The sequence below is a fragment of the Pseudomonas sp. NFX71 genome, assembly GCF_048079215.1.
Taxonomy (GTDB): domain Bacteria; phylum Pseudomonadota; class Gammaproteobacteria; order Pseudomonadales; family Pseudomonadaceae; genus Aquipseudomonas; species Aquipseudomonas fluorescens_B.
The window spans coordinates 1,355,841-1,378,326 of the sequence record NZ_CP182230.1; the positions used below are offsets into that span (position 1 = coordinate 1,355,841).

Here is a 22,486-nt window from a genome sequence, read left to right on the forward strand (position 1 = left end):
ACGCCCAAATCTTGTCAAGCATCGATCTTTTGCCGTTCGTCATCGCTCTGCGCAAATCCCGGGCGCACAGCAACCACGCGCCGTTGCCCAAGCAACACGCCGTATTTGAAAGTTTAGTTAGGGGAGAAGGACTTACGCACAAAAACGCCGCGAAAGGTCGCGGCGTTGGACAGGCTTATTCAGCGGGTGATCAGGCGAAGGTATCGATCAACGTACCGAGCATTTCATCGGAAGCCTTGGCGACTGCCACGCCCGCCTCGACCTGAAACTTGCCCTGCGCCATCTCGACCATGTTGCTGGCGAGGTCAGACTCTTGACTGCGATCGACCGAACGCAGGCGATTGACCTGAGCCTCGGAGGATTGACTGGTCACCGAGCGTTCGATTGTAGTGTTGGCGATTTGCCCGGAAGCCTGATCGACACGGTTCTGCCCTGTCTGAATAGTGCTCAGACCGGCATAAAAAGCGGTATTTCCTGAGATTTCCATGGGAGAACTCGTCCTACGAAGGATCAACAGCGGCCATTGAAACAGACGCACGTGCAAAACACCCGACAAAAACACTAATGGCACAGTGCCTTGTCATAGGCAAAACCATTGCATGAAACCTCAGTCCAGCAAATCCAGCTGAAGGTGTTCCGCCACCGCCTCCGCTGTCACCAGCTTGAGTTTCGGCACTCGCCCCAGACACGGTGCAGGGATACGCTCGGCAAGTGTGGCAAGGTTTTCTTCAAGGCGCGCTGTCTTGGCATCGATGATGTTGGCCACCCAACCCGCCAGCTGTAAACCGTCCTGCGCGATCGCCTCGGCTGTCAGCAACGCGTGGTTGATGCACCCCAATCGCACGCCGACCACCAGTATCACCGGCAGATCCAGCGCCCTGGCCAGGTCCGACAGGTTGTCCTGATCCGCCAACGGCACGCGCCACCCACCAGCGCCTTCGATCAGGGTGAAATCCGCCCGCATTTCCAGAATCTTCTGCATCGGTGCCAACAAGGATTGCACCGTCAACGCCACACCCGCCTCGCGCGCCGCCAGATGCGGTGCGATGGCCGGTTCGAACGCCACCGGGTTGACCTGTGCATACGTCAGCGGCACCGAGCATTCCGCCAGCAACGCCAACGCATCGGCGTTGCGCAACCCCTTGGGCGTCACGTCGCATCCCGAAGCAACCGGTTTCCCCGCCGCCGTACTCAGGCCCGCCGACCGCGCGGCATGCAGCAAACCCGCCGCCACAGTGGTCTTGCCGACATCGGTGTCAGTACCGGTGATGAAATAAGCTGCGCTCATAAGGGTTTCTCCAAAACGGCATACACCACTTGATAAGTCGCCGGCAGTCCTTCGGCCTGACGAAACTGCTCATAAGCCTCGACCAGGCCGAGAATCCGCGCCCTGCCGGTCAAACCGCCCGGCCGCCCGGGATTCAGGTTGTGCGCACCCAGCGCCTTGAGTTCGTGGGTCAGGCTGCGCACATCCGGATAATGCAGCACATGAGGACGGGTTTGCAGACTCGCGACCTTCAAGCCGCTGGCCGCGCACAGCTGTTGATAAGCCCCGAACTCCCGGAAGCGGTTGACGTGCACCATGCCATCCACGCGCCTCCAACTGTCACGCAGCTCTGACAGTGTTCCCACGCAAAGACTAGCAAATGCAATCTTTCCACCCGGTTTCAGCACCCGATGGGCTTCACTGAGCACCGAAGCGAAGTCCGCGCACCACTGTACCGCCAGGCTGGAGAAGATCAGATCGCAGGTCGAATCCTGCAAGGGCAGTCGTTCCGCATCGCCGGCGATGAAATGCGTGGCCCCACCCAACGGGCGCGCGTGATTGAGCATACCTTCGGCGATGTCCAGTGCCACGCCGTGACTGGCAGGGAAACGCTCACTCAGTACACGACTGAAATACCCGGTGCCACACCCAAGATCGAGCCACCGACCGGGCACAAAATCGGCCGGCAAACGGCTCAACAGCTGGCTGCCGACATCACGCTGCAATTCGGCAACGCTGTCATAGCTGGCCGCCGCCCGGGAAAAGGACGCCGCCACCTGGCGTTTGTCCGGCAAGTCGCCGGGCTGCTTTGGAAGGGGAAGCGGGAGGGATAAATCAGTCATCACCGGACTCATGCAAAAAGGCCTGGATCGCACCCGCCACTCCGTGCGGGTCCTCCAGAAGAAATGCGTGGCTGGCCTGTTCAATCAGGCCGATTTCGACATCCGGCAACAGCGCCAGCAAATCCCCTGCGGCCTCGGCCGGCACCAGCCCGTCGAGACCGGCGAACAAATGCAGTTGCGGGCCGCGGAATGCTTGCAAAGCCTGACGGGTATCCAGTTGCGCAAGCAGCTCCAGGCCGTTCATCAATACAGAAGCAGAGGTGTGGGGCGCGCCACCGAGCAAAAGCCGCGACAATCCGCGCGGGTCTTCGGCGCCTTGAGCGCAGAGCAGCGAAAAGCGCTTCAGCGTCATGCGCGGATCGGCGCTGCATCCGGCCAGAAACGCGTCGAAGGTCTCACCGGGCATGGCGCTCGGCCATTGCTCATGGGCGACAAACGAAGGATTGCTCGCCAGGGTCAGCAAGCCGCAGCAACGATCGCCGCGTCGGGCCGCCAACTCGGCAGCGAGCATGCCGCCGAGGGACCAACCGCCAAGCCAGGCGTCTTGCGGGATTGTCGAATCCAGTTCATCAAGCCATTCTTCAAGGTCGCTGGATTCCAGCTCCGGCAGTGGCTCGATCTCGACGCGCAGATGTTCGTCCAGCCCTTGCAACGCAGCGGCCAACGGCTCCATCGGTGAAATCCCGAGCCCCCAGCCAGGTAGCAGAATCAGACGATCACGCATGGCTTGGCTCCGGTCCCAGTTGTGCAAAACAATCGGCCAGTCCCTTTAACAATAGCTGTACCTGCGCTTCGCTGTGCGCGGCGGTCAGGGTCACACGCAGTCGGGCGCTGCCGGCGGGCACGGTCGGTGGGCGGATCGCGGTCACCATCAATCCGCGTTCGCGCAGCATTTGCGACAGACGCACCGCACGCCCGGCGTCGCCGATCATGATCGGCTGGATCGGCGTGAAGCTGTCCATAAGCTCCAGGCCGATCTGCTCGGCGCCTTGCCGGAACTGACGAATCAGGACGTTCAGATGTTCACGACGCCAATGCTCGGTGCGCAGCAGTTCCAGGCTTTTCAGCGTTGCGCAGGCCAGGGCAGGCGGTTGGCTGGTGGTGTAAATGTACGGACGAGCGAACTGGATCAAACTCTCGATCAGTTCTTCGCTGCCGGCAACAAAAGCGCCTGCGGTGCCGAACGCTTTGCCGAGGGTGCCCACCAGCACCGGCACGTCTTCCTGGCTCAGGCCGAAATGCTCGACGATCCCGCCACCGTTGGCGCCCAGCGGGCCAAAACCGTGGGCATCATCGACCATCAGCCACGCGCCTTTGGCCTTCGCTTCCCGGGCCAGTGCTGGCAGGTCGGCGATGTCGCCGTCCATGCTGAACACGCCGTCGGTGACCACCAGCGTGTTGCCGGTGGCTTTCTCGAGACGACTGGCCAGGCTCGCGGCGTCGTTGTGCAGATAACGATTGAAACGCGCGCCGGACAACAGGCCGGCATCGAGCAACGAGGCGTGATTGAGGCGGTCTTCAAGCACCGTATCGCCCTGCCCCACCAGCGCGGTCACCGCGCCGAGGTTGGCCATGTAACCGGTGGTGAACAGCAACGCACGCGGGCGGCCAGTCAAGTCAGCCAACGCTTCTTCCAACTCATGATGTGGCGTGCTGTGGCCAATGACCAAGTGCGAAGCACCGCCGCCGACACCCCAACGGGACGCCCCGACGCGCCAGGCTTCGATCACTTGCGGGTGATTGGCCAGGCCCAGGTAATCGTTGTTGCAGAACGCCAGCAACGGCTGGCCATCGACCACCACTTCCGGGCCTTGAGGGCTTTGGAGCAATGGGCGTTGGCGGTAGAGATTTTCGGCACGACGGGCAGCAAGGCGTGCGGCGAGATCGAACGACATGCAGGCCTCGCGATTAGGAAGTCAGATGTTGTATCGCAGAACCTGTGGGAGCGGGCTTGCCCGCGATGATGGCATCCGATTCAACATAGATGTCGACTGATGAATCGCTATCGCGGGCAAGCCCGCTCCCACAGGTTGTTGCATTCTTTCAAAAGGTTTCGGTGAAGCCTCAAACAGCAGCGTTGTAAAACATCTCGCTACTCTTCTGCTCCACTAGCGCCTGCTCGATGGCCGCCTGATGCACTTCGTCCGCATGCTCTTCACGCGCTTCCGGCAGGATGCCCAGGCGCGAGAACAGTTGCATGTCCTTGTCGGCCTGGGGGTTGGCGGTGGTCAGCAGTTTATCGCCATAGAAAATCGAGTTCGCACCGGCGAAGAACGCCAGGGCCTGCATCTGCTCGTTCATGGCTTCGCGGCCAGCGGACAGGCGCACGTGGGATTGCGGCATCAGGATGCGCGCGACGGCGAGCATGCGGATGAAATCGAACGGGTCGATGTCTTCGGCGTTTTCCAGCGGCGTACCGGCGACTTTCACCAGCATGTTGATCGGCACCGATTCCGGGTGCTCCGGCAAATTGGCCAGCTGGATCAGCAAGTTGGCGCGGTCATCGAGGGTTTCGCCCATGCCGAGGATGCCACCGGAGCAGATCTTCATCCCCGAGTCACGAACGTAAGCCAGGGTTTGCAGGCGCTCGCTGTAAGTGCGGGTGGTGATGATGCTGGTGTAGAAATCCGGTGAGGTATCGAGGTTGTGGTTGTAGTAGTCGAGGCCGGCCTTGGCCAGCGCTTCGGTCTGGTCCTGATCCAGACGGCCGAGGGTCATGCAGGTTTCCAGGCCCATGGCTTTCACGCCCTTGACCATCTCCAGCACGTACGGCATGTCTTTGGCCGACGGGTGTTTCCACGCCGCGCCCATGCAGAAACGGGTCGAACCGATGGACTTGGCGCGAGCGGCCTCTTCGAGGACCTTCTGCACTTCCATCAGTTTTTCTTTTTCCAGGCCGGTGTTGTAGTGACCGGACTGCGGACAATATTTGCAATCTTCCGGGCAGGCGCCGGTCTTGATCGACAGCAGCGTCGAAACTTGTACCCGGTTGGCGTCGAAATGCGCGCGGTGCACGGTCTGCGCCTGGAACAGCAGGTCGTTGAATGGCTGAACGAAGAGTGCTTTGACTTCGGCCAAAGACCAGTCATGACGCAGAGTTGCAGAGGTGCTGGCGCTCATGGGCGTTTCCTTGATTATGCTTGGCAAGCGACTGGGGACTGGAATACCCACAGACGCGACACGGATGTTCGGCATATTTAAGGAAGAGCGATGCGCTGTCAACCACGATACAAAGGACCGGTTTACATCTGGTTAAAAAACAGACAAAACTGTTTACTCTGCAGCGAGACGGCGGATGAAGCGACGCCGATCTGCATGGCGTGTGAAACCGACCTGCCGTGGCTTGGCGATCACTGCCAGACCTGCGCCCTGCCCTTGCCCGCGGCGGGAATGACCTGCGGCCAGTGTTTGAAGGCGCCGCCCTCCTTCGAACAGGTGATCGCCCCGTGGACCTACAGCTTTCCAGTCGACAGCCTGATCACCCGTTTCAAACACAGCGCGAAGTGGCCGTTTGGCAACCTGCTTGGCGAACTTTTCGCTCAATTCCTGCAACATCGCTTCGATGAAGCGCTGGAGCGGCCAGATGCGCTGGTCCCGGTTCCGCTGGCAACCAAGCGCCTGCGTCAAAGGGGTTTCAATCAGGCCGCAATGCTGGCCCGCTGGTTGAGCGCGAGCCTGGATATCCCCTGCGACGAGCAACTGCTCAAGAGGATTCAGGACACCAGCGCGCAACAAGACCTGAAAGCCGAGGCTCGCAAAAAGAACCTGCGTAACGCCTTTGCCCTGATGCCCAAAGCGGTGGTCAAGGGGCGTCACGTGGCGCTGGTCGATGACGTACTGACCACCGGCGCCACTGCCCAGGCCCTGGCACGCCTGCTGATGGATGCGGGCGCCTCGCGGGTCGATGTCTATTGCCTGGCACGCACGCCCAGACCCGGCGACGCGGTTTGACTCAAGAACACAAACCCTGCGGGAGCGAGACCGACTTGACTCCCACAGCCCAAGCCGCCAACGTCCTAGCCACGTTACCAGCCAAAGCGCCCCCGTCATGTCCCTGCCCACGTTGTTGTCCCAGCACATTGTCCGTCGCCCGCAGCGCATCGCGTTGCTGCAGCACATCGCAGAACAAGGCTCGATCACTCGCGCCGCGAAAAGCGCGGGCCTGAGTTACAAAGCCGCGTGGGACGCCATCGACGAGTTGAACAACCTGGCGCAGAAACCACTGGTGGAGCGCAGTGTCGGCGGCAAGGGCGGCGGTGGCGCGAAGCTATCCAGCGAAGGCCAACGCGTATTGCGCCTGTATCAAAAACTGCAAACGCTGCAGGCTCAGGTGCTGGAAGCCGCCGAAGACGCCAGCGACCTGGACCTGCTCGGCCGCCTGATGCTCAGAACCAGTGCACGCAATCAATTGCACGGCAAGGTCGTGGCGATCGAAGCTCAGGGGCGCAACGACCTGATTCGTCTTGAACTGGCCGAAGGCCTGGCCATCGATACACAGATCACCCACGACAGCACCGTGCGCCTGGAGCTGGAACCCGGCACCGAAGTCGTCGCCCTGATCAAGGCGGGCTGGCTCGACTTGCTGGCCATCGAAGACACTGCAACGCCAGGACACAATGACCTGACCGGCATCATCGAAGAAATCCTCGATGCCGAAGACGGCCCCAGCGAAGTGCGCATCGGCCTGCCCAATGGCCAGACGTTGTGCGCACTGGCCGAGCCGCTGCACCTGAAAACCCTCGGTCTCGCCACCGATAAACCGGTACGGGTGCAATTTGCGCCATCAAACGTTTTGCTCGGTACACCGCTTTGAAACACAAGCGTCATTAATGCTCTTTAAGGTGACTGCAAAAACCCGCAGGGAGCCTGATGTGAGCCTATTAGAAGACAATCAAAACACCGACCTCGAGAACATGGTCGGCCTCAGCCGTCGTGGCTTCATCAGCGCGGGCGCCCTGTGCGGCGCAGCCATGTTCCTCGGCGGCAACCTGCTGAGTCGCAGCGTGCTCGCGGCCAGCGTCAGCGCCGGCACCAGCAAACTGTTGGGTTTCGACAGCATCCCCGCCGCCACCAGCGATGCCATTACCCTGCCGCCGGGCTACAAGTCTTCGGTGCTGATCAGCTGGGGCCAGCCGCTGCAAAAGAACGGTCCGGCATTCGACCCGAGCGGTAACGGCAGCGCCGAGCAGCAGGAAGTGCAGTTCGGCGACAACAATGACGGCATGAGCCTGTTCGAGTTTCCGGGTGAGAAAGACCGGGCGTTGATGGCGATCAACAACGAATACACCAACTACCGCTACCTCTACCCGCACGGCGGCATGCCGCAATCGAAGGAAGAAGTACGCAAGGCGCTGGCCTGCGAAGGTGTGTCGGTGATCGAAGTGCAGCGCAAGAACGGCCAATGGCAATTCGTCCAGGGCTCGCGCTACAACCGGCGCATTCACGGCAATGCACCGATCACCCTCAGCGGTCCCGCTGCCGGTCATGACCTGTTGAAAACCAGCGCCGACCCACACGGCAAGAATGTGCTCGGCACCTTCCAGAACTGCGCCAACGGCAAGACGCCGTGGGGCACGTACCTGACCTGTGAAGAGAACTTCACCGACTGCTTCGGCAGCAGCAACGCCGAACAGAAGTTCGACGCCGCGCAGAAACGCTACGGTGTGGTAGCCGCCAGTAAAGAGATCAACTGGCACCCGCACGACGAGCGTTTCGACCTGGCAAAAAACCCCAACGAACTCAACCGTCACGGCTGGGTAGTGGAAATCGACCCTTTCGATCCGCAATCGACCCCGGTCAAGCGCACCGCACTCGGCCGTTTCAAACATGAAAACGCTGCCCTGGCTGAAACCCATGACGGCCACGCCGTGGTGTACATGGGCGACGACGAGCGCGGCGAGTTCATCTACAAGTTCGTCAGCCGCGACAAGATCAACCACAAAAACCCGAAAGCCAATCGCGACCTGCTGGACCACGGCACCTTGTTCGTGGCGCACTTCGACGCAGGCGACGGCAATGCCGATCACCCGAAAGGCCAAGGCGAGTGGATCGAGCTGACCCACGGCAAAAACGGCATCGACGCCAGCAGCGGTTTTGCCGATCAGGCAGAGGTGCTGATTCACGCGCGCCTCGCGGCCACGGTGGTGAAAGCCACGCGCATGGACCGTCCGGAATGGATCGTCGTCAGCCCTATGGATGGCCAGGTCTATTGCACACTGACCAACAACGCCAAGCGCGGCGAAGACGGTCAACCGGTGGGCGGGCCCAACCCTCGCGAGAAGAACGTGTACGGGCAGATTCTGCGCTGGCGCACCGACCGTGATGATCACGGTTCAAAAAGCTTTGCCTGGGATCTGTTTGTGGTCGCCGGCAACCCGGGTGTCCACGCCGGCACGCCGAAGGGCGGTTCGTCGAACATCACGCCACAGAACATGTTCAACAGCCCGGATGGCCTGGGTTTCGACAAGGCTGGGCGGTTGTGGATTCTGACCGATGGCGATTCGAGCAATACCGGTGATTTTGCCGGCATGGGCAATAACCAGATGCTGTGTGCCGACCCGGTGACCGGGGAGATTCGTCGGTTCATGGTCGGGCCGATTGGTTGCGAGGTGACGGGGATCAGCTTTTCACCGGATCAAAAAACCCTGTTTGTAGGGATTCAACATCCGGGAGAAAACGGTGGATCGACGTTCCCTGAGCATTTGCCGAATGGCAAGCCGCGGTCTTCGGTGATGGCGATTTCCCGTGAGGATGGCGGGATCGTCGGCGCCTGACCGGGCCCTATCGCTAGCAGGCAGCTAGCTCCCACAGGGGACTTGCGAAGTGTCGCAGATCCAGTGTGGGGCTAGCCTGCTAGCGATGGCAACACCACTCATCTCAAGCCTTAACACTAAAGTAAGCCCGTCTGCGCTACCATGCTTGGCCGGACGCGGCAGCCTGCTGCGCGCAGGAGTCAGCATGGCCCACCCGTTTGCAACCCTCACCCCAGACCTCGTGCTCGATGCCGTCGAAAGCATCGGCTTTCTCAGCGACGCGCGCATCCTGGCGCTCAACAGCTACGAAAACCGCGTCTATCAGGTCGGCATCGAAGACTCCGAGCCACTGATCGCCAAGTTCTACCGCCCGCAACGCTGGACCAACGAAGCGATTCTCGAAGAACACCAGTTCACCTTCGAACTCGCCGCGTGCGACGTGCCGGTGGTGGCGCCGATGATTCACAACGGCGCCAGCCTGCACGAACACCACGGCTTCCGTTTCACCCTGTTTCCCCGCCGTGGCGGGCGCGCCCCGGAGCCGGGCAATCTCGATCAGCTGTATCGGCTGGGCCAATTGCTCGGCCGCCTGCACGCCGTGGGTTCGACAAAACCCTTCGAACACCGCGAAGCACTGGGCGTGAAGAACTTTGGTCACGATTCGCTGACGACGCTGCTCGAAGGCAATTTCATCCCCAAAAGCCTGCTGCCGGCCTACGAATCTGTGGCCCGCGACCTGCTCAAGCGCGTCGAAGAGGTCTACAAAGCCACGCCGCACCAGAACATCCGCATGCACGGCGATTGCCACCCCGGCAACATGATGTGCCGCGACGAGATGTTCCACATCGTTGACCTCGACGACTGCCGCATGGGCCCGGCGGTGCAAGACATCTGGATGATGCTGGCCGGCGATCGTCAGGAATGTCTCGTTCAGTTGTCGGAATTGATGGACGGTTACAACGAATTTCACGACTTCGACCCACGAGAACTTGCGTTGATCGAGCCGCTGCGCGCGTTACGCCTGATGCACTACAGCGCCTGGCTGGCGCGTCGCTGGGACGACCCGGCGTTCCCGCACAGTTTTCCGTGGTTTGGCACCGAACGATATTGGGGCGATCAGGTGTTGGCGTTGCGTGAGCAACTCGCCGCCCTCAACGAAGAACCCCTCAAACTCTTCTGACACACCAAAAATCCCTGTGGGAGCTAGCCTGCTAGCGATGACGGCAGCACATGCAACACCGATGCAAGCTGATACACCGCCATCGCGAGCAAGCTCCCTCCCACAGGGATTGTGTTCACAATTGCCCGACGTTTTCGGACGGGACATTCGTAGACAAATCTCCTTACAATCCCCTTCTTTAGTTAGCTGCCTAAGCAAGGATTCTGCATGCAAGCCGCCAACCCGCGTCGCGGGTACATCCTGGGCCTGAGTGCCTACATCATCTGGGGCCTGTTCCCGATCTACTTCAAAGCCATCGCCAACGTGCCCGCCGTGGAGATCATCATCCATCGCGTGCTCTGGTCTGCGCTGTTCGGCGCCTTGCTGCTGATGGTATGGAAGCATCCGGGCTGGTGGCGCGAGCTGCGTGAAAACCCGAAACGGCTGGCGATCCTCGCGCTGAGCGGCACGCTGATCGCGGCCAACTGGCTGACGTATGTCTGGTCGGTGAACAACGGGCGCATGCTCGAAGCCAGCCTCGGTTACTACATCAACCCGTTGGTGAACGTGCTGCTCGGCATGTTGATCCTCGGCGAACGGCTGCGGCGCATGCAATGGATCGCCGTGGGGCTGGCCGCAGTCGGTGTGGCGCAACAGGTATGGCAAGTCGGCAGCCTGCCATGGGTATCGCTGGTGCTGGCGTTGACGTTTGGTTTCTACGGGTTGATCCGCAAGCAGGCGCCAGTCAAAGCCCTGCCCGGTCTGGTGGTGGAAACCTGGATGCTGGTGCCGATTGCCATTGCCTGGCTGTTATTCAATCAGACGGCCATGAGCGCTCAGCCCGAGTTCTGGACGACTAGCGAAGCCTGGTGGCTGGTTGCCGCCGGGCCGGTAACCCTTGTGCCGCTGGTGTGTTTCAACGCCGCCGCACGGCATTTGCCCTACACAACGCTGGGATTCCTCCAGTACCTGGCGCCGACATTGGTGCTGCTGCAAGCCGTACTGCTGTTTGGCGAACACTTGTCGTCCAGCACGCTGGTGGCGTTTATCTTTATCTGGGCCGGGCTTGCGGTTTATAGCGTCGATGCGTGGATAAGTTTGCGCCGTCGCAGCTGATCAAAAAACGTACGAACTTCTACAGGCCACGTATTTCGCGGCCTGCATCGATCCTTCCCAAGGTTATCCACAGCGTGATCCCCGGCGTTTGTGTGCAACTCGTTGAATCTGATGGTTTTTTGATCAGTTCCTGAAGACGCCCGGCCGGCGTGGGCTGGCGGGGTGTCTCTACAGGTTATCCACAGGCAGGTGCACGTATAACTTGGATAACCCTGTCAGGGTTCGCTGCGCAGGACCAATTCCACCATCAAATCGTCCGCCAGGGTTTCCAGGCGCGACTGCAACACATCCAGAGAAAGCGTCAGCGGCACGGCGAGAATCGCTTCAGCGTGGAACAGCGGCTCGCTGCTCATCGGCGCCGGGCGCACTTCCGTAACCAGTCGTTCCAGGTTGACCCCCTGCTCACTCAACAGACGCGTGATGTCGCGCACGATCCCCGGGCGGTCGTTGCCCACCAGCTCCATGGCAATCGGTTTCCAGGTGCAGGATTGTTCGATGCCGCTTTCGGCAATCAGCACGCGAATGCCATGGGCCGACAACGCCTGCAGGGCATCGACCAATTTCTCGTAGGCCTCGGCCGGCACGCCTACCCGAAGAATCCCGGCAAACTGCCCGGCCATGCGTGACATACGGCTTTCCAGCCAGTTACCGCCGTGCTCGGCAATGCACTGGGCGATGCGCTCGACCTGCCCAGGTTTGTCCGGCGCGAAAACAGTGAGTACGAGGTGGTCCATGGCGCAGCCCTCTGGTCATGACTTTTGTTATAGAAAGGCAAGTATAGGCAACGGTTGACCGATGCTTTGGGCAGACCCGGATTCAGCATCGTGCGGATCCGCCTCATCGCGGGCAAGGTTATGCACAATCCTGTGAAAGCGGGCTTGCCCGCGATGAATTCACCACCGGGCCCGACGCCCACACATAAATCGTGTACAACTTCTTATATTTAACTGGAACAATCTCATACTTTTTTGAGAACATCCCCATCCCCGACGTGACTGCAATGCGTCACGGGGTCGCAGAACGACGTAATTAGTCTAATTTTCACAACCGCAATTCATCATGTAGTATGCCGCAGCGCGCACTACATAACGTTGGATCGATGTCTGCCACAGGCGCGGTCGCAGCCCTGAAAGCCCTATCAGCAAGGCCTCAACGCCGTTGATCGGTTCCATCCCAGCCGCCCGAAATGGCATGTACTGGTGGAAGGGGTTTGTGGTTTAAATAGCCAGAGGCTTCATTGTTAATTTGAAGAGCTGAAAAGCGAAATAGCTGAGCAGAGTGAGGCAAGCAATGACTGAACACGTTCAAGTCGGTGGCCTGCAGGTCGCCAAAGTCCTGTTCGACTTCGTGAACAACGAAGCCATTCCCGGAACCGGCCTCACCGCCGACAAATTCTGGGCCGGTGCCGACAAGGTCATTCACGACCTGGCGCCGAAGAACAAAGCCCTACTCGCCAAACGCGATGATATCCAGGCTCGTATCGATGGCTGGCACCAAGCACGTGCCGGGCAGGCGCACGACGCCGTGGCTTATAAAGCCTTCCTGCAAGACATCGGTTATCTGCTGCCAGAAGCGGCCGATTTCCAGGCAACGACGCAAAATGTCGATGACGAAATCGCCCGCATGGCCGGCCCGCAGCTCGTGGTGCCGGTGATGAACGCCCGCTTCGCGCTCAATGCTTCGAACGCCCGCTGGGGCTCGCTGTACGACGCGCTCTACGGCACCGACGCGATCAGCGAAGCTGACGGCGCGGAAAAAGGCAAAGGCTACAACAAGGTTCGTGGCGACAAGGTGATTGCCTTCGCCCGCGCCTTCCTCGACGAAGCCGCGCCTTTGGCCGCCGGCTCCCACGTCGATTCCACCGGCTACAAGATCGTTGACGGCAAACTGGTGGTCGCCCTGAAAGGCGGCAGCAACAGCGGCCTGCGCAACGACGCGCAGTTGATCGGTTTTCACGGCGATGCAGCGGCACCCACCGCGATCCTGCTGAAGAACAACGGCCTGCACTTCGAAATCCAGGTCGACGCCAGCACCCCGGTCGGCCAGACCGACGCGGCCGGCGTCAAAGACATCCTGATGGAAGCCGCGCTGACCACCATCATGGACTGCGAAGACTCCGTCGCCGCCGTCGATGCCGATGACAAAGTGGTGATCTACCGCAACTGGCTCGGCCTGATGAAGGGCGACCTGTCGGAAGAAGTCTCCAAGGGTGGCAAGACCTTTACCCGCACCATGAACGCCGACCGCACCTACACCGGCGTTGATGGCAAGGAACTGAGCCTGCACGGTCGCTCGCTGCTGTTCGTGCGCAACGTTGGTCACCTGATGACCATCGACGCGATCCTCGACAAAGACGGCAACGAAGTGCCGGAAGGCATTCTCGACGGTCTGATCACCAGCCTGGCGGCGATCCACAGCCTCAACGGCAACAGCTCGCGCAAGAACAGCCGCACCGGCTCGGTCTACATCGTGAAGCCGAAGATGCACGGCCCGGAAGAAGCCGCGTTCACCAACGAGCTGTTCGGTCGCATCGAAGACGTACTCGGTCTGCCGCGCAACACGCTGAAAGTCGGGATCATGGACGAGGAGCGCCGCACCACGGTCAACCTCAAGGCGTGCATCAAGGCGGCCAGCGAGCGCGTGGTGTTCATCAACACCGGTTTCCTTGACCGCACGGGCGATGAAATCCACACCTCCATGGAAGCCGGCCCGATGGTGCGCAAGGCGGACATGAAGGCTGAGAAGTGGATCGGCGCTTACGAGAACTGGAACGTCGATATCGGTTTGAGCACCGGCCTGCAAGGTCGCGCGCAGATCGGTAAAGGCATGTGGGCCATGCCGGACCTGATGGCAGCGATGCTCGAACAGAAAATCGCTCACCCGCTGGCCGGTGCCAACACCGCCTGGGTTCCCTCGCCAACGGCGGCTGCGCTGCATGCGCTGCATTATCACAAGGTCGACGTGTTCGCCCGTCAGGCGGAACTGGCCAAACGTGCCCGCGCTTCGGTGGACGACATCCTGACCATCCCGCTGGCGGTAAACCCGCAGTGGACCGCGGAACAGATCAAGAACGAACTGGACAACAACGCCCAAGGCATTCTCGGTTACGTGGTGCGCTGGATCGACCAGGGCGTGGGCTGCTCGAAAGTGCCGGACATCAACGATGTCGGCCTGATGGAAGACCGCGCCACGCTGCGGATTTCCAGCCAGCACATCGCCAACTGGCTGCGTCACGGTATCGTCACCGAAGAGCAGGTGATGGAAAGCCTCAAGCGCATGGCGCCGGTGGTTGACCGTCAGAACGCCAATGACGCGCTGTACCGTCCGCTGGCGCCGGATTTCGACAGCAACATCGCCTTCCAGGCGGCGGTCGAGCTGGTGGTTGAAGGCACCAAACAGCCGAACGGCTACACCGAGCCGGTCCTGCACCGTCGTCGTCGCGAGTTCAAGGCTGCCAATGGCCTGTAACTGAGCGGTGATACCGGATAATGAAAAAGCCCTGATCGAAAGATCAGGGCTTTTTTGTTTAAAGCAAAGTCAAAAGATCGCAGCCTTCGGCAGCCCCTACAGGTGTACTCAGTCCCCTGTAGGAGCTGCCCAAGGCTGCGATCTTTTGATCCTCTAACAATTCACGAATCCATCCCCAACTCATGCTTGACCAACCCCAGCAATTTGCCGGTATCGATGGGCTTGAGCAGAAAATCCACCACGCTCAAATGCATCGCAGCAATTGCGTCCTTCACGTCGGCATCGCCCGAAACGATGATGATCGGCATGGCTGCCCGTACTGACTCACGCACCTGACGAACCAACTCCAGGCCATCAACCTGGCCCATCCGCAGATCAGTGATCACCAAACCAATGGAGGGCTTCTCGCTCAACATCTTGAGGGCTGTCTCGCCGCTGGCCGCAGTCATGCAACGAATGCCATCCAGACCCAGGATTTCCGAGAGCAGCTCCCGGGCGTCCTTGTCATCATCGACGATCAGCACCCGCTGCGGTGGCAAGTCGGGTTCCAGCATGACGGCACTCAGCGCCTCGCGCTCGGCGTCACTCAAAATATCGTGGTCGGACATGGCTTACTCTACGTTTTCATTTCTATTCCCTAGCACATCCGTCAGACATCGCTAAGTGGCGCAACAATGTGCACTTCGTCGGATTTATTTCCTATAGATGAAAGGATAGATTCTTCCCAAGATTGCGTAAGGTATTTCCGAAATTTCATCACCGGAAGGCCCGACCTAGACTTACGTCCAATGGGCACCTCGCGCTCCGGGGCCGACCATGGCCGAGTCATCCGACAACAACAATTCGAAAAAAGACTGCGGTAATGGTTATGAGTAAAGCGGACGCCTTCACACAGGCAGGAAAAACCGCGGTGTTGCAAAACATCCAGGGCACTTTGCAATTTCTGCAGCGTTTCCCGCCCTTCAATCAAATGGAACACGCTCACCTGGCGTACCTGGTGGAGCAATGTCAGCTGCGTTTTTATGCGCCCGGCGAAAGCATCATCAAGCCCGCCGATGGCCCGGTTGAGCATTTCTACATCGTCAAACAGGGCCGCGTCGTGGGTGAACGCCCCCACACGGCCAAGGGCGGCACGGAAACCACCTTCGAAATCACCACCGGCGAGTGCTTCCCCCTCGCCGCGCTGCTGGGTGAACGTGCGACGCGCACCGAACATCTGGCAGCCGAAGACACCTTTTGCCTACAGCTGAACAAGCTGGCGTTTATTAAACTGTTCGCGCTTTCCAATGCCTTTCGCGACTTTGCCCTACGCGGTGTCAGCAGTCTGCTGGATCAGGTCAACCAGCAAGTCCAGCAAAAAGCCGTGGAGACCCTCGGCACTCAATATTCTCTGAATACCCGCCTTGGCGAATTGGCCATGCGCCATCCGGTGACGTGCAGCCCGATTACGCCGTTGCGCGAAGCCGTGACCCTGATGCACGAGCAGCAGGTCGGCAGCATTGTGGTGGTCGATGAACACAAGGCGCCGCTGGGCATTTTCACCCTGCGCGACCTGCGTCACGTGGTGGCCGAAGGCACCAACGACTTCAACGAAGCCATCGAATTGCACATGACCCACGCGCCGTTTTTCCTGACGCCGGACCACAGTGCCTTCGATGCGGCGATTGCCATGACCGAGCGGCATATTGCCCACGTTTGCCTGGTCAAGGACCAGCGCCTGTGCGGCGTGGTCTCGGAACGTGACCTGTTTTCCCTGCAACGGGTCGATCTTGTGCACCTGGCGCGGACCATCCGCAGCGCCCAGAAGGTGGAAAACCTGGTGGCGATGCGCGGTGAGATCGGTCAATTGGTGGAACGCATGTTGGCCCATGGCGCGTCGTCGACCCAGATCACCCACATCATCACCCTGCTCAACGACCACACCGTGTGCCGGGTGATAGAACTGACTCTCGCCGAGAAAGGCGACCCCGGTGTGCCGTTCAGTTGGCTGTGTTTCGGCAGCGAAGGCCGCCGCGAACAGACGCTGCATACCGATCAGGACAACGGCATTCTGTTCGAAGCCCGGGACGCCGCGCATGCCGCCGAGATTCGCGGCAAGTTGCTGCCTATCGCTCAACAGATCAACCAGAGCCTGGCGCTGTGCGGGTTCACCCTGTGCAAGGGCAACATCATGGCCGGCAACCCTGAGCTGTGTTTGTCCCGGGCCGAATGGGCGCGGCGTTTTGCGGCGTTCATTCGTGAAGCGACGCCGGAGAACCTGCTGGGTTCGAGCATCTATTTCGACCTGCGCGTGGTTTGGGGCGACGAGCAAAGCTGCGAGCAACTGCGTCGGGGCATTCTCGATCAAGTCGCTGACAACCGGCTGTTCCAGCGGATGATGGCCGAAAACGCCCTGCGCAACCGCCCGCCCGTAGGCCGTTTCCGCGAGTTTGTGCTGGCGCGCAAGAATGGCGAGAAGGCGACGCTGGACCTGAAAGTCCAGGGTCTGACGCCCTTTGTCGACGGCGCCCGATTGCTGGCGCTAGCCCACGGCATCGAGGCCAACAATACGCTGGAGCGCTTTCGCCAACTGGTCGAAAAAGAAGTCATCGAACGGCTGGACGGTGCAGCGTATGAAGAGGCGTATCACTTCATCCAGCAAACCCGCATGCAGCAACATCAGCTACAGACCCGGGAGAACCTGCCCTACTCCAACCGGGTCGATCCCGACAGTCTCAATCACCTGGACCGAAGGATCCTGCGCGAATCCCTGCGTCAGGCCCAGCGCCTGCAAAGCAGCCTGACATTGCGGTATCAGCTATGAGCCTGTTTTCGTGGTTGCGCCCGGTGGGGCCGATGCTGTCCGTGGAATTGCAGCAACGTCTGCAACGCTTGCCGGCGGGCGCCGAGCTCAGAGAATGCAGCCTGCGCGAACAGCGCTGGGTGGTGCTGGACCTGGAAACCACCGGGTTGAATATGAACAAGGATCGGGTGCTGTCCATCGGCGCGGTGGTGATTGAAGACGGGGCGATCGACTTCAGCCAGCAGTTCGAACGCACCCTCCAATGCACGGATATGAAATTGGCGCCCAGTGTGTTGATCCATGGCTTGGGCCCCAGCGCGATCGCTGCCGGCAGTGATCCGGCGCAGGCCCTGCTCGAGTTCATGGAATTTGTGGGCGACAGTCCGGTGCTGGCGTTTCATGCGCCGTTTGATCAGCACATGCTCGGGCGCGCGTTGAAGGATCATCTGGGTTACAAGCTGCAGCATCCGTTTCTGGATGTGGCCGATATCGCCCCGCTGCTGTGCCCACAGGCGCACATTCGCGAGGCGGGGCTGGACGAGTGGATCGACTGGTTCAAGCTCGAAGTGTTCGAGCGTCATAACGCCAGTGCCGATGCGCTGGCGACTGCGGAACTGGCGTTGATCCTGTTCAGCCGGGCGCGGCAGCAGCAGATTCATAGTCCGTTGAATTTGCAGCAGCGGGTGAGTCAGTGGAAACGCAGGCAGCGAACGCCTTCTTTTTAGACTTCCTGCCTATCTCTGTGGCGAGGGAGCTTGCTCCCGCCGGGATGCGAAGCAGCCCCCCCTGCCTTCTCCAGTCAAATCGCGTTCGCAGGTTTTGCGACTGCTGCGCAGCCGAGCGGGAGCAAGCTCCCTCGCCACAGGTTTACTTTGCGCAATGCTCTGAAACCCACCTGACCAGTGGCCAATTGCTTACCTCCCCCGCCTCTGCCACAATCGCGAATAATTCTCGTTAGTTAACACTTCCCAATCGGTGATGCCGCGTGTCGTCAGTCCAAAGCCCCCACAGTGAGCTCGTCGGTGCGTTATATCGTGACCATCGCAGCTGGCTATTGGCCTGGCTTCGACGCAATGTCGCTTGCCCGCAACGGGCAGAGGACCTGAGTCAGGACACCTTCGTGCGGTTGCTGGGCCGTGATCAACTGAACGAACCGCGCGAACCTCGGGCGTTTCTGGTGGCGATCGCCAAGGGTCTGCTGTTTGACTACTTCCGGCGTGCCGCGCTGGAACAGGCTTACCTCACCGAACTGATGCTGATCCCCGAAGGCGAACAGCCATCGGTGGAAGAACAGCAACTGATCCTCGAAGACCTGAAAAACATCGACCGCCTGCTCGGCAAACTCTCCAGCAAAGCCCGGGCAGCGTTTCTCTACAACCGTCTCGACGGCCTCGGCCACGCGGAAATCGCCCAGCGCCTGGGCGTATCGGTGCCGCGGGTGCGTCAATACCTGGCCCAGGGCATTCGTCAGTGCTATATCGCGCTGTACGGTGAGCCGATATGAGCGCGATCAGTTCCAAACCGGTGTCGGCGCAGGTGCTGGACGCGGCGATTGCCTGGCAATTGTCGCTGGATTCCGGCAACCCGGTGGAGCGCGAAGAGTTCGCCAAATGGCACGCCGCCCACGAAGAACACGCCCGCGCCTGGCGCCAGTTGGGCATGCTCGACCAGCGTTTCAGCGTGGCCAGCGGCCCGGCCCGCACCGCATTGCTGCAATCGCGCGAAAGCATTCGCCGACGTGTGCGCAAACTGGGCAGCGGCGTGGCGAGCATCGTGGCGGTGATTGGTTTGGCGCTGTTCGCCGGTGAGCGTTATCTGCCGGTTGACTATTGGCTGGCCGATCAGCGCACCGCCACCGGCGAGCAACGCACTTTGCGCCTGAGCGACGGCACAGTGATCAACCTCAACACCCACAGTGCCGTGGACGTGCGCTTTGATGAGAAGCAGCGCCGGGTGATTCTTCAGGACGGGGAAATCCTCGTCGAAACCGGTCATGGCGATGCGCGGCCGTTTATCGTCGAAACCCGCGAAGGCAGCATGCGCGCACTCGGCACGCGTTTCCTGGTCAAGCGCGAGGAAGAAGGCACGCGCCTGAGCGTGTTGCAGTCCGCCGTCGCCGCCCATCCCGAGTCGAGTCCTGAAGAACAGATTCTGCGCGAAGGCCAGCAGGTGCTGATGCGCAGCAACGGCCTTGGGCCGATCATCGCGCTCAACCTCGGTGCCGATGCCTGGACCCGCGGCATGCTGGTGGTGGATAACGCGCGTCTGGAAGATCTGGTCCACGAACTCGGTCGTTATCGCCGCGGGCATCTGGGCGTTGCGCCAGAGGTGGCCGACCTGCGGATTACCGGCAGTTTCCCGTTGCACGATACCGATCTGGCGTTGAGCGCCCTGCTGCCGACCTTGCCGGTGCAGATCGAACAGCACACGGAATGGTGGGTAACGGTGGCGAAGGCTGAAGCCAAGCCTTGAGGCAGACTATTTGTGGCGAGGGAGCTTGCTCCCTCGCCACAGGGTTGGGTCCATGCCTCAAGGCTGATGCGTACAGATTCACTAGCTGAATCGAAATTATTTTCATCCAGCCCTATCACTTCTGGTTTTTCGTTCGGCACCTAGGCAATTGAGAAGTATTCCCTTTCAGGAGCCGCCGTATGTCCCGTTCGCTAGACACCTTGTTGCGCCCCAGTTTGCTGGCGGTCGCCATTGCCCTCTGCACACCTCTGGCCAGCAACCAACTGATCGCAGCTGAACAGGCGTCCAGCGTTCGCGCCTACACTCTTCCGGCTGCGCCATTGGCCAGCACGTTGAACCAGATCGCCAGCCAGTCCGGCCTGGCGTTGTCGCTGGATCCGGCGCTGGCAGCGGGCAAGATGTCGGCACCGGTCAATGGCCAGTACGATGCCACCGGCGCCCTGCGCGCGGCCTTGAATGGCACCGGCCTGCAACTGGAACAGAGCAGCACCGGCACCTACAGCCTTGTGGCCGCGCCTGAAGGTGTGATGGCCCTGCCAGAAACCGCCATCATCGGCGTTGAAAACACTGAAAGTGCCTGGGGCCCGGTGGAGGGTTACCTGGCCAAGCGCACCGCCGCCGGCACCAAGACCGACACCGCGCTGGTTGAAGCGCCGCGTTCGATTTCGATCGCCACCCGCGAACAAATGGACGACCGTAGCGTGCACAGCCTCGATGACGCCGTGCGCTACATGCCGGGCATCACCGCCAGCAGTTTCGGCAGCGACACCCGCACCGACTGGCTGCGCGTGCGAGGCTTCGAACCGACCCAGTTCCTCGACGGCTTGCCGTTGCCCAAAGGCGTGTATGCCAACCCGAAACCGGAAACCTGGAACCTCGACCGCCTCGCCCTGCTGCGCGGCCCGGCTTCGTCGGTCTATGGCCAGACCCCGCCGGGCGGTTTGCTGGACATGGTCAGCCGTCGTCCCAGCGCCGAGTCGAGCCATGAAATCCAGGTGCAATACGGCAGTGACAATCACCGCCAGATCAACTTCGCCAGCACCGGCAAGATCGACGACGAAGGCCAGTTCCTCTACGGCGTCAGCGGCGTGGTTCGCGACAGCGGGACGCAGATCGACCACATCGACAACAAGCGCTACAACATTGCGCCGAGCCTGACCTGGAACATTGACGACGACACCAAATTCACCCTGCTCACGCAGTTCACCCGTGACGATACCGGCATCACCAGCCAGTTCCATTCGATCCAGGGCACCAAAATCGACATGCCGTTCGGCGATATTTCCCACCACAAGAACCTGGGAGATCCGAACTACGAGTACTACGACCGCACCTACTACGCGCTGGGCTATGCCTTCGAACATCGTCTGAACGACGTCTGGCAGTTCCGTCAGAACCTGCGCTACACCAAGTCCGACCTGTCGTTCCAGGCCATTACCGTCAACGCCTACAACCCGGCGTTTGCCGCGTTCGGATTTGTCGTCGACGATCAGGGCAACACAGGGCGCGGTACCACCAATGTGGAAGAAGACATCAGCCAGTTCGCGGTGGACAACAACTTCCAGGGCGACTTCTCCACCGGCGATGTCCGTCATACGCTGTTGATCGGGCTGGACCACCAACGCAACAACACCAACTACCTGTCGATCTTCGGGACCGCGCCGCGCATCAACGTCAACACCCCGCAATACGGCCTGCCGATCACTCGTCCACCGCGCTCCGATGCGTTCTATGACCAGGATCAGAAGACCTATCAGACCGGTTTGTACGTCCAGGACCAGATGGCCCTCGACCAATGGCGCCTGACATTGGGTGGCCGTGAAGACTGGGTCCATACCGGCACCAAGTTCTTCAATGACGAGAACGCGACTAACACCGAACGGGACAAGAAATTCAGCGGTAACGCGGCGATCAGCTACGTGTTCGATTCGGGCTTTGTGCCTTATCTTTCCTACGCCGAGTCATTCCAACCCACCAGCAACGCCACCGCATCGGCTACCGAGTCGTTCAAACCGACCGAAGGCCAGCAATGGGAGCTGGGCATCAAATACCAACCACCGGGCAGCAATACCTTGCTCAGCGCAGCGGTGTATGACCTGACCCAGAAAAACGTCTCTGTCACCACCACCGTCGGCAACGTGCCGATCACCAGCCAGACCGGGGAAGTGAAAGTCAAAGGCCTGGAGCTGGAAGCGGTCTCCGACGTCACCGACAACCTGAAAATCATCGCCGCCTACACCCTGGCCAAATCCGAAGTGCAGAAAGGCGATTTCAAAGGCAACCGACTGCAACTGATGCCCAACCAGCAGGCTTCGCTGTGGGCCGATTACACCTGGCACAACGGCGTGCTGGATGGCTTCGGCATTGGCGCCGGCGCCCGGTACACCGGCAATACTTACGGCGACCAGGGCAACACCACGCTGGGCAAGGCTGACGCCTACACCGTGTTCGACGCGGCGGTTCACTACGACCTGGGTCGTCTGGACAACAGCTTGAAAGGTGCCTCGCTGGCCGTGAACGCGACCAACCTGCTCAACAAGGATTACATCTCCACCTGTGACGGCTTCTACTGCTATTACGGCGACCTGCGCAGTGTCGTCGCCAGTGCCACGTACAAGTGGTAAACGC

19 protein-coding genes are annotated in these 22,486 nt (G+C 60.4%); 11 read left to right on the forward strand and 8 right to left on the reverse strand.

The genetic code is table 11. The features are described from left to right. Positions 1-190 precede the first annotated feature (190 nt). The 6 genes from ACM1ZW_RS06295 to bioB form a co-directional block, all read right to left on the reverse strand. Positions 191-487 carry a pyrroloquinoline quinone biosynthesis protein PqqE gene (locus tag ACM1ZW_RS06295; protein ID WP_416740317.1) on the reverse strand — a complete coding sequence of 99 codons (297 nt, stop codon included), beginning with the start codon at positions 485-487 and terminating at the stop codon, positions 191-193. Positions 488-607: 120 nt separating this feature from the next. Further along, positions 608-1,288, reverse strand: coding sequence for a dethiobiotin synthase (gene bioD / locus ACM1ZW_RS06300; protein WP_017341149.1), 681 nt, complete (start codon positions 1,286-1,288; stop codon positions 608-610). After that, positions 1,285-2,109 carry a malonyl-ACP O-methyltransferase BioC gene (bioC, locus tag ACM1ZW_RS06305; protein ID WP_414880213.1) on the reverse strand — a complete coding sequence of 275 codons (825 nt, stop codon included), beginning with the start codon at positions 2,107-2,109 and terminating at the stop codon, positions 1,285-1,287. Before bioC ends, bioD begins: the two co-directional genes overlap by 4 nt. After that, positions 2,102-2,833 (reverse strand): alpha/beta fold hydrolase, encoded by a 732-nt coding sequence (locus ACM1ZW_RS06310; protein WP_017341151.1) that lies wholly within the window; start codon positions 2,831-2,833, stop codon positions 2,102-2,104. Before ACM1ZW_RS06310 ends, bioC begins: the two co-directional genes overlap by 8 nt. Next, the gene (bioF, locus tag ACM1ZW_RS06315; RefSeq protein ID WP_416740318.1) at positions 2,826-4,004 is read right to left on the reverse strand and encodes an 8-amino-7-oxononanoate synthase; all 1,179 of its coding nucleotides are present in this window, start codon (positions 4,002-4,004) and stop codon (positions 2,826-2,828) included. Before bioF ends, ACM1ZW_RS06310 begins: the two co-directional genes overlap by 8 nt. Before the next feature lie 169 nt (positions 4,005-4,173). After that, a complete protein-coding gene (gene bioB, locus ACM1ZW_RS06320) occupies positions 4,174-5,229 on the reverse strand; it encodes a biotin synthase BioB (protein WP_416740319.1) in 1,056 nt (351 codons plus the stop codon). Between the two features lie 90 nt (positions 5,230-5,319). Here bioB and ACM1ZW_RS06325 point away from each other — a divergent pair, with 90 nt between their 5' ends. The 5 genes from ACM1ZW_RS06325 (at position 5,320) to rarD (ending at position 11,136) form a co-directional block, all read left to right on the forward strand. Further along, entirely contained in the window at positions 5,320-6,060 is a 741-nt protein-coding gene (locus ACM1ZW_RS06325; RefSeq protein ID WP_416740320.1) for a ComF family protein, read from the forward strand. Between the two features lie 97 nt (positions 6,061-6,157). Continuing rightward, positions 6,158-6,922, forward strand: coding sequence for a TOBE domain-containing protein (locus ACM1ZW_RS06330; RefSeq protein ID WP_017341155.1), 765 nt, complete (start codon positions 6,158-6,160; stop codon positions 6,920-6,922). Between the two features lie 58 nt (positions 6,923-6,980). Then, positions 6,981-8,882 carry a PhoX family protein gene (locus ACM1ZW_RS06335; protein ID WP_416740321.1) on the forward strand — a complete coding sequence of 634 codons (1,902 nt, stop codon included), beginning with the start codon at positions 6,981-6,983 and terminating at the stop codon, positions 8,880-8,882. A 184-nt stretch (positions 8,883-9,066) separates the two neighbouring features. Continuing rightward, on the forward strand, positions 9,067-10,041 hold the full coding sequence (locus tag ACM1ZW_RS06340; RefSeq protein WP_416740322.1) for a serine/threonine protein kinase: 975 nt from the start codon (positions 9,067-9,069) through the stop codon (positions 10,039-10,041). A 207-nt stretch (positions 10,042-10,248) separates the two neighbouring features. Further along, entirely contained in the window at positions 10,249-11,136 is an 888-nt protein-coding gene (rarD, locus tag ACM1ZW_RS06345) for an EamA family transporter RarD (RefSeq protein ID WP_017341158.1), read from the forward strand. A 215-nt stretch (positions 11,137-11,351) separates the two neighbouring features. Here the strand turns inward: rarD and ACM1ZW_RS06350 are convergent, their stop codons facing one another. Further along, complete coding sequence (locus tag ACM1ZW_RS06350) at positions 11,352-11,870, reverse strand: glycine cleavage system protein R (protein ID WP_017341159.1); 519 nt, start codon at positions 11,868-11,870, stop codon at positions 11,352-11,354. A 556-nt stretch (positions 11,871-12,426) separates the two neighbouring features. Here ACM1ZW_RS06350 and ACM1ZW_RS06355 point away from each other — a divergent pair. After that, positions 12,427-14,604, forward strand: coding sequence for a malate synthase G (locus ACM1ZW_RS06355; protein ID WP_416740323.1), 2,178 nt, complete (start codon positions 12,427-12,429; stop codon positions 14,602-14,604). Between the two features lie 161 nt (positions 14,605-14,765). Here the strand turns inward: ACM1ZW_RS06355 and ACM1ZW_RS06360 are convergent, their stop codons facing one another. Continuing rightward, positions 14,766-15,212: a response regulator gene (locus tag ACM1ZW_RS06360; protein WP_414880208.1), complete on the reverse strand. Its 447-nt coding sequence runs from the start codon at positions 15,210-15,212 to the stop codon at positions 14,766-14,768. A gap of 254 nt (positions 15,213-15,466) precedes the next feature. On the opposite strand from ACM1ZW_RS06360, the gene ACM1ZW_RS06365 reads away from it, so the two are divergent. The 5 genes from ACM1ZW_RS06365 (at position 15,467) to ACM1ZW_RS06385 (ending at position 22,482) form a co-directional block, all read left to right on the forward strand. After that, on the forward strand, positions 15,467-17,407 hold the full coding sequence (locus ACM1ZW_RS06365) for a putative nucleotidyltransferase substrate binding domain-containing protein (RefSeq protein WP_017341162.1): 1,941 nt from the start codon (positions 15,467-15,469) through the stop codon (positions 17,405-17,407). Next, a complete protein-coding gene (locus ACM1ZW_RS06370; RefSeq protein WP_017341163.1) occupies positions 17,404-18,111 on the forward strand; it encodes a PolC-type DNA polymerase III in 708 nt (235 codons plus the stop codon). Before ACM1ZW_RS06365 ends, ACM1ZW_RS06370 begins: the two co-directional genes overlap by 4 nt. Before the next feature lie 260 nt (positions 18,112-18,371). Continuing rightward, positions 18,372-18,890 carry an RNA polymerase sigma factor gene (locus ACM1ZW_RS06375; RefSeq protein WP_017341164.1) on the forward strand — a complete coding sequence of 173 codons (519 nt, stop codon included), beginning with the start codon at positions 18,372-18,374 and terminating at the stop codon, positions 18,888-18,890. After that, positions 18,887-19,858, forward strand: coding sequence for a FecR domain-containing protein (locus ACM1ZW_RS06380; protein WP_416740324.1), 972 nt, complete (start codon positions 18,887-18,889; stop codon positions 19,856-19,858). The genes ACM1ZW_RS06375 and ACM1ZW_RS06380 overlap by 4 nt, the downstream gene beginning before the upstream one ends. A gap of 179 nt (positions 19,859-20,037) precedes the next feature. Then, positions 20,038-22,482 (forward strand): TonB-dependent siderophore receptor, encoded by a 2,445-nt coding sequence (locus tag ACM1ZW_RS06385; protein WP_416740325.1) that lies wholly within the window; start codon positions 20,038-20,040, stop codon positions 22,480-22,482. Positions 22,483-22,486 lie beyond the last annotated feature (4 nt).